General features: G+C 55.2%; 11 protein-coding genes. 2 read left to right on the top strand and 9 right to left on the bottom strand.

Features of this window, described 5'->3' with window-relative positions; genetic code table 11:
- Positions 1-13 precede the first annotated feature (13 nt).
- Positions 14-994 (bottom strand): Gfo/Idh/MocA family protein, encoded by a 981-nt coding sequence (locus tag TURPA_RS02800; protein ID WP_014801762.1) that lies wholly within the window; start codon positions 992-994, stop codon positions 14-16.
- Positions 995-998: 4 nt separating this feature from the next.
- Positions 999-2453, bottom strand: a complete 1455-nt coding sequence (locus TURPA_RS02795; protein WP_014801761.1) for a hypothetical protein — start codon at positions 2451-2453, stop codon at positions 999-1001.
- Positions 2454-2588: 135 nt separating this feature from the next.
- Here TURPA_RS02795 and rseP point away from each other — a divergent pair, with 135 nt between their 5' ends.
- Positions 2589-4109, top strand: coding sequence for an RIP metalloprotease RseP (gene rseP / locus TURPA_RS02790; protein WP_014801760.1), 1521 nt, complete (start codon positions 2589-2591; stop codon positions 4107-4109).
- A gap of 88 nt (positions 4110-4197) precedes the next feature.
- Here the strand turns inward: rseP and TURPA_RS02785 are convergent, their stop codons facing one another.
- Genes TURPA_RS02785 through TURPA_RS02770 form a run of 4 tightly spaced genes read right to left on the bottom strand, consistent with a single transcriptional unit; the run spans position 4198 to position 10521 of the window.
- Positions 4198-5517 carry a sodium/glutamate symporter family protein gene (locus TURPA_RS02785; protein ID WP_014801759.1) on the bottom strand — a complete coding sequence of 440 codons (1320 nt, stop codon included), beginning with the start codon at positions 5515-5517 and terminating at the stop codon, positions 4198-4200.
- 21 nt (positions 5518-5538) lie between these two features.
- Positions 5539-8427, bottom strand: a complete 2889-nt coding sequence (gene uvrA, locus TURPA_RS02780) for an excinuclease ABC subunit UvrA (protein ID WP_014801758.1) — start codon at positions 8425-8427, stop codon at positions 5539-5541.
- The gene (locus TURPA_RS02775) at positions 8424-9272 is read right to left on the bottom strand and encodes an acyl-CoA thioesterase (RefSeq protein WP_014801757.1); all 849 of its coding nucleotides are present in this window, start codon (positions 9270-9272) and stop codon (positions 8424-8426) included. The genes uvrA and TURPA_RS02775 overlap by 4 nt, the downstream gene beginning before the upstream one ends.
- A 22-nt stretch (positions 9273-9294) precedes the next feature.
- Positions 9295-10521 carry a metallophosphoesterase gene (locus tag TURPA_RS02770; RefSeq protein ID WP_014801756.1) on the bottom strand — a complete coding sequence of 409 codons (1227 nt, stop codon included), beginning with the start codon at positions 10519-10521 and terminating at the stop codon, positions 9295-9297.
- 87 nt (positions 10522-10608) lie between these two features.
- Between TURPA_RS02770 and rnc the strand changes: the two genes are divergently transcribed.
- On the top strand, positions 10609-11373 hold the full coding sequence (rnc, locus tag TURPA_RS02765; protein ID WP_053332101.1) for a ribonuclease III: 765 nt from the start codon (positions 10609-10611) through the stop codon (positions 11371-11373).
- Positions 11374-11520: 147 nt separating this feature from the next.
- Here rnc and TURPA_RS02760 read toward each other — a convergent pair whose 3' ends face one another.
- The 3 genes from TURPA_RS02760 to TURPA_RS02750 all read right to left on the bottom strand — a co-directional run bounded on the left by TURPA_RS02760 (position 11521) and on the right by TURPA_RS02750 (position 13352).
- Complete coding sequence (locus TURPA_RS02760; RefSeq protein WP_014801754.1) at positions 11521-11943, bottom strand: type II toxin-antitoxin system VapC family toxin; 423 nt, start codon at positions 11941-11943, stop codon at positions 11521-11523.
- Complete coding sequence (locus TURPA_RS02755; RefSeq protein WP_014801753.1) at positions 11940-12236, bottom strand: type II toxin-antitoxin system Phd/YefM family antitoxin; 297 nt, start codon at positions 12234-12236, stop codon at positions 11940-11942. Before TURPA_RS02755 ends, TURPA_RS02760 begins: the two co-directional genes overlap by 4 nt.
- 99 nt (positions 12237-12335) lie before the next feature.
- Positions 12336-13352, bottom strand: coding sequence for a quinone-dependent dihydroorotate dehydrogenase (locus TURPA_RS02750; protein WP_041948265.1), 1017 nt, complete (start codon positions 13350-13352; stop codon positions 12336-12338).
- Positions 13353-13363: the final 11 nt, after the last annotated feature.

The raw sequence follows: 13363 nt of genomic DNA, 5'->3' as shown, positions 1-13363 counted from the left end.
CGCTTCGACAAGCTCACCGTGACCTGCGCGCGTACAGCATCTCAACATTCGCCAATGCATCGAAGAAGTGCCCGTTATCAGGCTTGCCATAAAGCGCCTCGCGGTAAAGCCTCATAAACGGATTTATCGCCACAGTCATCGGCTTGTCGTTTGTGCGTCTCGCGGGCGCATAACCCCGAAGCCTGCGGTAGTGCGGGCTTGCGACGATCTTTTCACGCTGCGTGAAGCCGTTGCCGACGGTAATGCGCTCGTTTTGCCGCATGACCTGCAGTTCAAGATGAAACGCCCCGACGCCGAGGCTCGTCTCTACAATGCCCTCAGAACCATTCTTATGTTTCAGGTACAGCAGATGCCTGCGCTCGCCGGCAATCACGCGGTGTGCTGTAACCGTGCCGAATAAGAACTGCGCCAAATCGACGAGATGCGTTGTGTCATGCAGCAGAACTCCCTCGTCGCTGCTTTTTTTATCGGCGTAAAGCGAGCTGCCGCCGGCGGCGAAAAACGCGCGATAAGCGGGGGATCTACGTTCGTTCTGGATCAGGCGCTGTAGCGCAATGTATTTGTCATGGTAGCGCCGCTCGTAGTTGGGTAAGATAACCGATTTACTGCTCTGAATCGCCCGCCTGAGTTGCGATACTTCTGCTTTGGTGGTCACGAGAGGCTTTTCAGCGACAATGCGATTAACCCCTGCTGCGATCGCGGCGAGCAGAATCTTATGGTGTATTGCGGTGCTGGCCGCGATGATGAGCAGCTCGGGTTCAAGGTCCAGAATTTCTTTGTAGTCTGTAGTCACACGGGCGCCGTCGGCGCGCATGAAGCCCGCGGCGCTGACCGCGCGTTCAGGCGCTGCGTCGCAGAAGCCGATGACCTGCAGACTGCGGTCACGCCGCTGCAGATTTTTTAGAGCACCGAGATGCGTACAGGGTTTATAACGCAGCGCGTCGCTTTCAAGTTCGTGCGCAATGCGACCGCAGCCAACAATCGCGACGCGCATCGTGCTAGTTGCGCTCGCGGGGCACGAAAAGCAACGCGACGATGTTGCCGCCGATAAGGCAGAGAAGCACGAGCGACGGCAAGCCTGCGGTTCCCAGTGCAGGCAAATAGGCCGTGAAAAAATTGGTAAAGCTGCCGAGAGGTTCACGTGTCATCGCGACCAAAAGCGCCGCAATCGCCGCCAGACTCAAGAGTCGTAATAACTTGCGGGTAATGGCCGCGCGCACGAACGCCGAGGCTGCAGTCAGCGCGAGAAGCCCGATAACTGCAGTTATCGGGTTCATGAAGCAGACGACGGTCAGCAGGGCCTGCACCAAAAGATGCAGGCTCGCACGATTGAGTTCTGCGCGCAGCATCGTCTTCTGCAAGATGCGTACGGGAAAAAATACCAAAGGTACCAAAAGCAACACGACCGCGCCGAGAACCAGATCAGATTTCACGTAGCGCAGGCTGAGTTTCAAAATGAGCACATAGCTCAAGAACGCCATTCCGTAGAGCACGAGCGAGGTCGCCGCCGAGCCCAGATCGAGTCGTTCACGAAACGTGCCGAGAGCGTTCGCGAACGGAATCACGGCCAGCAGCCAGATCAAAGCCAGCAATACATAAAACCCACCGACATGAAGCTGCGTCGAAGAACCCAGATAGAGCGCAACCTGCCGGTAATCTGCCGTCGATGCCGACTTGCCGGCAAGCGGGTGGCGCAGCAGCGGATTTTCGGCGACAATTTGTTCGGGGCCGTTGCCAAATTTCTCGTTCACAATGATGCGCACGGCGGGGCCTGCCCCCTCAGATAAGAGGGCCGTGGCGTTTGCCCAGGTTGCGCGATCAGGGGCAAGAAATGCCCCGGCAAAGTGGCGGCGCAGGTTCAGGTTTTTCAGATGGCCAATTCGGTTGAAATCCGCATTGTCGCTGACCGCATCGCCTGCCGCGAGTATAATGGGCAACTGCATGTCGCCCGTAAGCCAATCGACGAGTAAGTCTCGGGGTTCACAGTTCTTTTGTGCGACTACCAAAGAGACGGTGATTGCGCCAGCTGGGTTTTGTGCAGCGAGTTTGTCGAGAAAAACCAGAGCTGCAAATAGTGCCTCGCTGCGATTACCTGACATGATGGCAGCGATGCCAAAAGGCTTCGCGTTACCGCGTTCAATGGTCGTGATCTGGCAACCGCCAGCTCTTTTTTCGCGCACTGAATAGCCATGCTTCTTTTTGAGGCGGGCAGCGTAAGCGCCAATGATTTCGCCCTGGCTGCCGCTTTCAGCATCGCGTAGCTCATAGAAGAGGCTGTCGGCAAAACCATTAACGCGCGTCGGCAACGCCTCGGGGCTTTCAGGTTTTACAGTCTCAATCGACGTGAAAAAAATGGCAATGAGGGTAACGGCTGCGACGACACCCCACAGCGCATAAGGCTGTGCCCAGCCGGGCATCTTATAGCGGCGGTTGTAAAAAACCTTTTTCGCCATGAATTGAGGCAGACGTTCTCGGCAGAGTACACGGCAAAGCAAAATAGTTCGGCGCGGCAGCAGGGGTAGGTTTCAACTACCCCTGCCGCAGCATAATTTCCTTTCCGCCGACTCTCGGCGATAGTATCTTGAATCGTGCTCTCGATACTTGCTGGCATCTTGCTTCTCGGCATCTGCGTCTTTTTTCACGAACTCGGTCATTTCATAATCGGCAAGCTCGCCGGGGTAAGGCCCCGCGTCTTCTCGATCGGTTATGGCCGCGGGCTGCTCTTTCGCCGCCGTAAAGGCACAATCTACCAGATCACTGCAATACCCCTCGGCGGTTATGTGCAGTTCTATGGCGACGACCCTTCAAATCAAAACCGCAAGATGCGCAAGGGGGATTTCTTTTCGGTCGGCCCATGGCGCCGCATCGCGCTGGCCTTCGGTGGGCCGCTTTTCTCAATTCTGCTCGGCTTCATCGTGGTATTCGTGCTGCTGCAGACTGGCTATCGCCCCATGGACAACATCGTGCGCGTCGACCCCAAATCGGCGCTCGCCAAAGCCGGCGTCAAAGATGGTGACCGCATCGTCAGGGTCGAAGATAATGCAACACCGTCTTTCGACCGTATCATCTATGAGTTTGGTTTTGCCAAAGGTGACACGGTTGAAATGACCGTCGAGCGGGCCGGGTCGCGATCGACGCTGACTGTGCCGGTAAACCGCAGCGAGCCTGGTACACCGGGAATTTTCACGGGCGCGCGGCCGCTGGCGCGGCTGACGATGGTCGATGACGGCCCTGCGGGTTCGGGCTTGCTTAAGGGTGACGAAATCGTCAGCGCCAACGGTGTCGCCCTCTATTCGATTGAAGATCTGATTCGTGTCTTGAATGAAAAGCCCGGCGACAAGGCCGAGCTTGCGATACGCCGCCCTGATGCTAAGGGCAATTTCGAAGACAAAGCGCTTTCGGTGCCGCTCAAAAAAGTGCCCCGTGTCTTGCTCAAGAATATCATTGATGTGCAAACCGGTAAGCCCGGGCCAGAAATCGTTGTCGAAGAAGGCGCCGGCACAGACTTTCAGAATATTCTCATTAACGGTGAAAGTTTCAGTACATTCACCGAATTTCGCGCTGCGCTCGAGGCGGCCGGTGATGACGCGAAGCTGCGCATTGGCCCGGTTGAGATCAAGGCAGCCGTCGAGCTGACTTACCGCCGGCAGATTGGTATTCGTCCGGCTGAAAAGCACCTGAGTGCACTGCGCGAGATGTCTCTCGTTGAGCAGGTAGCCCTCAGTTTTGACGAGACTGTCTTTATTACCAAGTCGACATTTGTGGGTTTATGGCGCATCATTCAGGGAAAGCTGTCGTTCAACAAGAGCGTTTCAGGCCCGGTGAAGATGGTGGCAATCGCTGCCAAAACCGTTGAAATGGGATGGCAAACGTACTTTTTGCTTATGGCACAGATAACCATTATTCTCGGTGTCATGAATCTATTGCCGATTCCGGTGCTCGACGGCGGACACATCGTTTTCTATCTGATCGAGGCTCTGTATAAACCGGTCTCGCTCAAGGTTCAGGCCGGTGCAACTCGAATCGGTATGGCGGTTATGCTCGCGATGGGCATTTATGTCATTGGTCTTGATATCATTGACGTCTTCTTTCGCCGCGTGTTCGGTTGATGGGCTGACTGGCCGATGCCGGCGCGCTCTGGCCGGGCAGTGCTTGAAGATCTGGCGCATCACCGGCGCAAACGTCTGCGACGGGTCTTTATGACGAAACGGATTCTCTTGCAGAATCGCGGCGAATACGCTTCGCCGTCGCGAGGCCGAAGAACAGCCAAAATACAAGAAGCCCTGCGAAAATAGCAATTGAGGCGACAGGCGAAAACTGCATCACGATAAAAGGTGTCAGCAGAGTGAGCAATCCCCCCGCTATGAAAGGTTGAGTGAGCGCAGAGCTTTCAGCAAACACCTGCACGGCCGGGGTTTTGAATTGTGGGTCAACCATTCGCGCGAGCATGAGGCCGATAGCAGATGTGCCGTTCAGCATTCCGAAATTAATAAGCGCGAGTTCTTCGCCGTAGGGCATCGGCAGCATATGTTTGCGCAGATGAACCTGGCAATAGATGTTCCAGACGAGACCCAGTGCGCAAAGAATCAGCAGCGGCACGAGGCCAGCCGCCAGCAGGCGCACGTCAATTATGGCAATACCTGCGAAGATCAGTACTTCAAGAAAAAAATCGCCGAGCAGCATGATCGTGTGATTGTCGATATACCGCTGTTGGCCTGACACGCGGCACAGCAGGTTCACAAAGATGCCCCCGACGAGGGTATACGCAAATAGGGGCAGACTGAACGACTTCAGCGACTCGCTGACTGCAAGTCGCGGCAGAACCTCTTGTTCTGCGACACCCTTTAACAAAACACCGAAGCCATAAGCGGCTGCGATCAGCGCCAGGCTGACGAGCAGCTTATTGACGTCGAGCCGTGCGCTTTCTGCGTCGGTCATGGCCGCGGTTGGCAATGGTGCTACGGGAACCATGCGCTTTGCAAAGAAAACGCCACCGGCGATGCCACATATAAGGCCGAGCGTGGCACTCGTTAAGCCGAGTTCGAGACCTGCAGCAATACCGTTTTGCACGAGTAGCGGCCCCATAGCGACTGCTGTTCCATGGCCACCCGCAAAGCCTGTCTCAAGCAAAGCCGCGAATGCGAGCGGAAAGCCAAAGACTGGCTTCACAATGCAGATAGTCGCAATGAGTGCGAGCAAAACCTGACCCATCACGGCGACCCAGACATAAGACATTTGCGCCATTACCTGCAACAGGCCATGCCGTGTGCGTGCACCAGGCTCGGGTTTACGCAAGAAAAAACAGGCAAAGACCAATGCGATAAATTCGGCGGGCAGCGATTTCAGGTGCCCGTAAAAAAGACCTTCTTTTGCGGTCGGGAGAATTGTAAAAAACAGCAACAGCGCAACGCCGGTGAAAAGCGACGGTGGCACGCGCAGCCGTGCCATGGTGCGCGAATTGAGGCCAAACCATGCGCCCGCGCCAAGCAAGAATATCGTCAGTAAGAAATATTGCATACTCAAATCGCCGTAAAACGGCTACTTGCGGGTGACTTTCGCCGCGGGTGCGTCAAGCCACTTCTTGAGAAACTGGCCGGTCAAAGAGGCCTTTTGCGCGGCGATCTCTTCAGGAGTACCCGTCGCAATGACTTGCCCACCCTTAACGCCGCCTTCAGGCCCCATGTCTATGAGATAATCGGCGCACTTGATGACATCCATATTGTGTTCGATCACAACGACGGTATTGCCTTCATCGACGAAGCGCTGCAGAATATTCATCAGCAGACGAATGTCTTCGAAGTGCAGGCCTGTCGTCGGCTCGTCTAGAATGTAGAGCGTTTTGCCGGTCGAACGGCGCGAGAGTTCAGTAGCGAGTTTTACGCGCTGCGCTTCACCACCCGAAAGTGTCGTCGCTGCCTGACCAAGCTTTATGTAGCCGAGGCCAACATCGAAGAGAGCCTTCAGCTTTGAATGCACGGGAGGTATCGCCGCGAAGAATTCTACTGCCTCTTCGACGGGCATGTCGAGTACCTCAAAAATATTCTTTCCTTTGAACCGAACCTCGAGAGTCTCTTGGTTGTAGCGTCTGCCCTGGCAGACTTCGCAACGCACATAGACATCGCTCAAGAAGTGCATTTCGATCTTCTTTACACCGTCGCCTGTGCAGGCTTCGCAGCGGCCACCTTCGACGTTAAAGGAAAATCTACCCGCTTTGTAGCCGCGCATCTGGCTCGCGGGCAGCGCGGCGAACATGTCGCGTATCGGCGCGAATGCGCCCGTGTAGGTCGCAGCATTCGATCGCGGAGTGCGGCCAATCGGGCTCTGGTCGATGTTGATGATTTTGTCGATATGCTCTATGCCGTGAATCGCCTTGTGCTTGCCCGGCAGCTCTTGCGAGCCGTTCAGTTTTTTGTTGATGCCCTTAAAGAGTATCTCATTGACGAGAGAACTTTTGCCACTGCCCGATAGCCCGGTTACGACCGTAAGCACAGAAAGCGGAAAATCCACATCGATGTCTTTGAGGTTATTTTCTTTTGCGCCAGTAATGCGGATTGTTTCTTTGCCGGGCCGGCGGCGCTCTTTTGGTTTCTCGATCGTGCGTTTACCGGTGAGATAATCAGCTGTGAGTGAATTCTTTGCCTTTTTTAGCTGCGCATACGTGCCGGCAAAAACCACCTGCCCGCCGTGCCTGCCGGCGCCGGGCCCCATGTCGACGATATAGTCTGACTCTTGCATCGTTTCTTCATCGTGTTCGACGACGACGATCGTGTTGCCGAGGTCACGCAGCCCTTTGAGGGTCGCGATCAGCTTTGCGTTATCAGACTGGTGTAGACCAATCGAAGGTTCGTCGAGCACGTAGAGCACGCCCATGAGCGCCGAGCCGATCTGCGTCGCGAGGCGAATACGCTGTGCTTCGCCGCCCGACAGCGAGCCGGCGATTCGGTCGAGCGTGAGATAGCCGACTCCGACTGAATTCAGAAAGCCGAGCCGGTCAAAGATCTCTTTCATCGCCTGCTTGGCGATTTCGGTTTCTGTTTTGTTAAACGAAATTTTCTTGAAATAATCGTAGGCGCCTTCGAGCGTCATTGCCGTCGTCTCGGCGATATTCTTGCCTTTGAGTTTGACCGCGAGAGCAACCGGTTTCAGGCGCTTGCCCTTGCAGACAGGGCAGGGCATGTGTTCCATGTACTGCTCCATCTTCTGGCGCATCGACTCTGACTGTGTCTGCATATAACGCCGGTGCAGGTTGGGTATTATCCCTTCATAACCGCGTGAGAACTGGTACGTGCTGTCGCCACCTTTCCATTCATAGTTGAGTTTCAAAGACTTGTCACCGTAGAGCAACAGATCAATGATCTTCTTGGGCAGTTTATTCCAGGGTGTATCGGGGTCGAAGGGGACTTTTTTTCTGAGCGCGTCGATAGAGGCCTTAAACCAATAGCCATCGCCGCCAAAGCCGAGGCCTTCGCCCAAACCATCGCGCACTGTCTGTTTATCGCTGACGATCAGCCGGTCGGGGTGAAATTCGAGCATGTGCCCGAGACCGCTGCAGTTTTCGCACGCGCCGTCAGGGCTGTTAAAAGAAAAGAGCCGATGTGTAATCTCAGGAAAGCTGAGGTCGCACGCAGAGCAGTACAGTTTTGCCGAAAAATTTTCTTCGACGGTTTGCCCGTTATCTGCCTCGAACAGAATGCTCGCCTGTCCACCACCGGTTGCCTGCTTGAGAGCGAGTTCGAGTGACCCCGCAAGGTGCGTTCTTTGTGACGCGAGGGTACCCGGTTCAAGCACCAGACGGTCGACCACGATGTCGATGTCGTGCTTCAGATTTTTCTTGAGTTCAATCGGTTCGTCGAGGCTGTGCATGCGGCCGTTCACCCGCACGCGCACGAAACCCTCGCGCTGAATACGCTCGAACACATCTTTGAATTCGCCCTTTTTGCTGCGGGCAATGGGGGACAATATCTGCGTGCGCACTGATTTTGCCGATGGCATGCGCTCGAAGATGCCGTTGACGTGCGCGACCATCGTGTCGATCGACTGCGCTTCGAGGCGGGCACCGCATTCGGGGCAGTGGGGTTCACCGAGTCGGGCAAACAGCAGCCTCAGGTAGTCGTAAATTTCGGTGACGGTGCCAACGGTCGAACGCGGGTTGCGCGCAGTCGTTTTCTGCTCAATCGAAATCGCGGGTGACAAGCCTTCGATCGAATCGACGTCGGGTTTTTCGAGCTGGCCCAAAAACTGCCGCGCATATGCGGATAGAGACTCGACATAACGCCTTTGCCCTTCGGCGTATATCGTATCGAATGCGAGAGAGCTTTTGCCGCTGCCCGAGAGACCCGTAATGACCACGAGTTTCTCGCGCGGTATCTCGAGTGAGATGTTCTTGAGGTTATGCTCGCGCGCGCCAGTAATCTTAATGCTGCTCAATCAAACTCCACATATTTACCGATATATTTCATGAACTCTGCCGATGCGCGCTGCGGCCGTGCCTTCGATAGCGACACGATCAGCTGTTCGTCGCGCATGGTCAAGAGCAGTTTACCGTTGTGGAGTACATCCTGGCGAAAATAGTAGCGAATCTTGTCGATTCGCTCTATCCAGGTTACGACTTCGAGCGTACGTCCCGCGGGTACTTCGGCGAAAAAATTGTAAATGCTGCCCATGTAAAAAGAAGTCGTGTCGAGTTCAACGATGCGCTCGTACGTGAGGCCAATTTTCTCGACGAACATCCAGCGGCCTTCTTCGAAGATTTTCCATAAGGCAGCGGCGTTATATTTGCCGGCAAAATCTCGGTCGGCGTAAGGAATCTGGTATTGGCTGATCACGCGCTGGTTGCGCCCCGACCAGGGTTTAAGGTTTTCGTAAAGAATCTGACCAGCGGGTTCGCTCGAATCTTTGGTGACGACTTCAACTGAAAAGGGAACGCCCGACTTTTCTGCTCGCGTCGATTGCTGTAGGTGAGCAACCAGTTCACCCGAGGTATCAAGAATTTTCTGATCCCAGTGTTGCTCCCCTCTCCCTTCGGGAGAGGGGGTGAGGGTGGTTTCAACCTTCAGCTCGGCGCCGGGAAATTGCTGGCGGTGAAACTTGCAGTAGCCGTTTATGGTGACGAGCGAGATCTGTTCGTTTTTAATCTGTTCAAAGGGTATACCGAGTTTTGCGAGCATGCGGTAGCGGCCTTCGAGTGCGAATGATTCGTAGGTGCGGCTGGTGACGTGGCGCTGTGTGTCGAGATCGGCAAATCGGGTGATAGCTGTATATTCGTCGCGCATAGACTCCCTTTCAGAAAATCAATCAGGTGTCTGAGATATCCTCATGCCTGAGATAAATATCGAGAATGGTAATTTCGAGCCGCGTGCCGATACGCACGGGCGCACCCCAGTAGCCGGTGCCGTCGTTCACGTAGACGAGCATTTTGCCCGAGCGGTAAAGGCCGCTCGCAAACCGGTAGACGAGATGCACGACCCACGACCACGGAATGTACTGCCCGCCATGCGTGTGCCCCGAGAGCATCAGGTCATATTTTTTCTGCGCGGCGCTGCGCGCGAAGATAGGCTGGTGCGCGAGCAGAATCGAAACGTCTGCGGGTTCAATGTCGGGAATCTTCGGCAGGTCTTCTGCAAAACGTGCGGCGGTCGGGTCGCTGACTCCCGCGAGAAAAACTGAGCCGGCGTCTGTCTTGATTGTTTCGCCACGGTTAATGACTGGCTTAAAGCCGTGCAGCTTAAACGCGTTCAGCCATTTTTGCATACCCCAGTAATATTCATGGTTGCCGGGAATGTAATACACGCCGTGCTTTGACCGAATTTCGGCGAGCGGCGCAGAGTCTTCAAACAGGTGTTCGATATTGCCGTCGCCGATATCGCCTGTGAAGCAGACAATATCGGCATTTTGTGCGTTCAACATCTCGACGACGCGAGCCACATAAGGTTTCTTGATCGCGCGGCCAATATGCAGGTCGCTGACCTGCGCGATGCGGATTTTCTTCGGTAACGCCTTGTGACCGCGAAACCGGGGCCGACGCCGTGGTTTACCGTGCAGCGGATAAACCACGTTGACAAAACGGTAGCGCGGCCCGCGCACAACGGCGAACCGACCCCACATAAAAAAGAGCGTCGCGACGACAGCTACCGCGATCGCCAGAACCGAATCGAGGTCTTGACCGGCCGGCACGGCAGCGAGAATGTCGCCCTGCAGGCTCTGCGGCAACACTCTAAATGCCAGCCGCAAGACGTCGCTGACGACTGAGAAAAGCAACAACAGGCTCAAGAGGCCCATGAGGTTGTAGGCACTCGCCTCGAGATATCGCGCCACGGTTTCGGTATTCGGGTTTGGGCGTGACGCCATCTGTCGCCGCCAGCGTTTGAAGGGTAACCACAGCAAATTGGCGATCATGGCTGCCAGAATAAGCCACAGCGCGATCTGCAGGTTTTGCGGCCAAATATCGGCGATAAGCCTCTGGCCCAGATAAACAAAGCCGAGTAAAACTAAAATGGACGCGGTGACCAGAAAACGGTACATTGTTCGCAGAGTAGTCGTCTAACGTTTGCTACGCGTTTATACATTGCGTATCAAACGTTAAATGACTCCCCTTGAAAGGGAGACATTGTGGAAACGAGTAATTCTGATCAGGCGCGCGACAAAATGCTCGCCGAATTTATCAAACGCGAAGGCTTACCCGATAAGGTATTGCCGGCGATCAACATTGCGCTGACGCACAAAAGCTACAGCAACGAATTTCGGGCCGGCCTCGACCCCGGTCTCGATCGCCATAACCAGCGGCTCGAGTTTTTGGGTGATTCGGTGTTGGGCCTCGTTATTGCGCACCATTTTTATGCATCGAAGCGAAAGACCGCAGAGGGAGGTTTGACTCGTCTCAAGGCAATGACCGTGTGCGAGTCGGCGCTCAAGCAGATTGCAGACACACTCGAACTGGGCAAGATGCTGCGCATGGGCAAGGGTGAAATCGCAACCGGCGGCCTCGCGCGCACCTCGAACCTGGCCGACGCGATGGAGGCAGTCATCGGTGCGATTCACCTGACTGCCGGCTTTGAAACTGCGCAAAAATTCGTGCTCAGGCATTTCAGAGAAATTCTCGATAACCCCGAAACTGTCGAAGGCAGCAAAGACTTCAAATCGGCGCTGCAAGAGATGCTCGCGAAGAAGAACCACCAACGTCCCGAATACCAGGTTGTCGCCGCCGAGGGCCCGGATCACGACAAAGAGTTCACCATTGCGCTCTACGTCTCGGGTGAAAAGAAATCAGAAGGTGTGGCGCGCACCCGCAAGCAGGCTGAGCAAAACGCTGCTCAGGCTTATATGGAGAAGTTGGGCGCGAAGCCAGCGAAAGGGCGTTCGCCTGCAAAAGGTTAGACGATTATTCTTCAGACTCTTTAGCAGGCTCGGGTAAAACTCCCGCAAGACCGAAAAGCCTCGTCATTTGCCTGCGCAAACGACTGCGCTGCTTTTCGCTTTTGTGTTTCCGGATGCCTGCTAACAGGTTCCTTTTTCAGGAGCCTGTTAGAGTTTTAGACGCAATCCCTCTCGCTCAGCTGCCTCATTAAGCCGGTCATCGTAGCTGAAGAAGTTTACCTGCGATGGGTCATTGCCACCTGCTATAAGCGCGGCGGCGAGTTGAAGCGAGTCGGCCGTCCGCAGGGGGTGTGTGCGCAGCAGGCGGGCAGAGAGCAGCACTAGCCGATCGGAAAAGAGAATCTGGTCCCAGGCTTGGGTTAGCTTTTTCAGCCGTTCTTCGCCAGCGCGAAAATGGCCGAAATGAATTTCTTCGGTGCGCAGGCGACGATTCAATGCCGATGTTGCCTCAAGATAAGTGAGGCACCAGACTGTCAGGTTGCGGTCTTTTTTTAAGGTTGTCTGTGCCTCTTTGGTTTTGGGTTCGTTGACCAGCAGGGGTACAATGGCAGAGCTATCCCAAAAGATCATCGGCCTTCACGCCGTTCAGCGATCAGTGCTTCGCGCACCGAACCTTTTTTGTCTTCTGGCAAAGGCATGTCGAAAAAATCGTCACCGAGTTTCATCTTGCGGGGCAGCAAGTCGCCGGCTTTGGTGAGTCGCGCCGCCATAAGATGGTAGGTCTCGTCATCCCACGAATTGATGGGCTCAAAGCGTGCTACGGGAATGCCGCGATCGAGTATAATGACAGTTTCGCCCTGTCGTACCTGCCGCAGTAAACCACTCATGTTAGAACGCGATGTGGCTATATTCTCCGCTACCATATGTACAAGTTGTACAGGTTTTGATGTTTCGGCAAGTTTTTTTGCCACTCTTCATTTGGACTGCACGCAGATCGCCCCGGTGCCTACCGTGCAGCTCTGTTACGCTACGCGCAAAGAATCCCGCGCGAAGTCGGGGCCGTAATAAACAAATCCCGTGTAGACCTGGACGAGATCAGCACCCAGGTCGAGTCGTCGCCTCGCCTCTTGTGGCGAAAATACCCCGCCGCTCGAGATCACCGGCACTTTGCCTTTCGTGTGTTTGAGCGTCAGAGAAAGCAGATGCCGAGCGCGTTCGGCGAGCGGTTTGCCTGAGAGTCCGCCACCAAAATCTTTGAGAGCAGGGGGCACCGAGGTGAGCGAGTGGTTCGTGCTCGTGTTGCTGATGATAATACCCTGAGCGCCGGCTGCGAGGGCGGCGTCGAGAGAGTCGCGGTATAGCTTGTCGCTCACAAAGTCAGGGGCAAATTTAACGACAACCGGGCGCGGTGAAACGGCGACGCACTCTTTCACCAGGGCGCGTATTGCTTTGCCAGTCTGGAGGGCGCGCAGGTTCGGCGTGTTGGGCGAGCTGACGTTGATCGCGATGTAGAACAGGTATTCGCTCATCACATCTCTCGCCAGCAGGTCGAGACAGCTCACATAATCATCTTGTGCGCGCTCGACCGGCGTGTCTTTGCCTTTGCCGAGACTCAGTGCAATCAGGTAGTCGCGCGGTGCTGCCGCGAGGCGGCTACGCAGCGAGCGCCAGCCTCGCTCGAACCCCGGGTTGTTGAAACCCATCTTATTGATGAGCGCCTCAGATTCGGGCAGGCGCACAAGTCGCGGTTTTGCATTGCCAGGCTGCGGCTTTGGCGTCAAACTGCCGCTCTCGACAAAGCCAAAGCCCAACCGGTGCAGGTATTCGGGCGCTGCGCACTTCTTGTCAAAGCCGGCGGCAATACCCAGTGGTGAATACACTTTGCGATCAAACAGAATCTTCGGCGCGCGTTCGTGAATATGCGAGTGTGATACAAACGGCGTGACCGCGCGCATCGCCGCTGCGGCGATCGCGTGCGCACTTTCTGCATCCGCCTTAAAGAGCAGAGGTTTGGCGAGTCGGTAAGATCTCTGAAGCATGGATTGCTTTG

The organism is Turneriella parva DSM 21527 (genome assembly GCF_000266885.1).
Classification (GTDB): domain Bacteria; phylum Spirochaetota; class Leptospiria; order Turneriellales; family Turneriellaceae; genus Turneriella; species Turneriella parva.
The sequence above is the reverse complement of the archived record's forward strand: the minus strand, read 5'-3'. Positions and strand labels throughout refer to the sequence as shown.

Coding starts and splice junctions, on each gene's coding strand:
- TURPA_RS02760 (WP_014801754.1), bottom strand. CDS start 11,943: ATGATCTTTTGGGATAGCTCTGCCATTGTACCCCTGCTGGTCAACGAA.
- TURPA_RS02775 (WP_014801757.1), bottom strand. CDS start 9,272: ATGCGCGACGAATATACAGCTATCACCCGATTTGCCGATCTCGACACA.
- TURPA_RS02785 (WP_014801759.1), bottom strand. CDS start 5,517: ATGCAATATTTCTTACTGACGATATTCTTGCTTGGCGCGGGCGCATGG.
- TURPA_RS02770 (WP_014801756.1), bottom strand. CDS start 10,521: ATGTACCGTTTTCTGGTCACCGCGTCCATTTTAGTTTTACTCGGCTTT.
- TURPA_RS02755 (WP_014801753.1), bottom strand. CDS start 12,236: ATGGTAGCGGAGAATATAGCCACATCGCGTTCTAACATGAGTGGTTTA.
- TURPA_RS02795 (WP_014801761.1), bottom strand. CDS start 2,453: ATGGCGAAAAAGGTTTTTTACAACCGCCGCTATAAGATGCCCGGCTGG.
- TURPA_RS02800 (WP_014801762.1), bottom strand. CDS start 994: ATGCGCGTCGCGATTGTTGGCTGCGGTCGCATTGCGCACGAACTTGAA.
- TURPA_RS02750 (WP_041948265.1), bottom strand. CDS start 13,352: ATGCTTCAGAGATCTTACCGACTCGCCAAACCTCTGCTCTTTAAGGCG.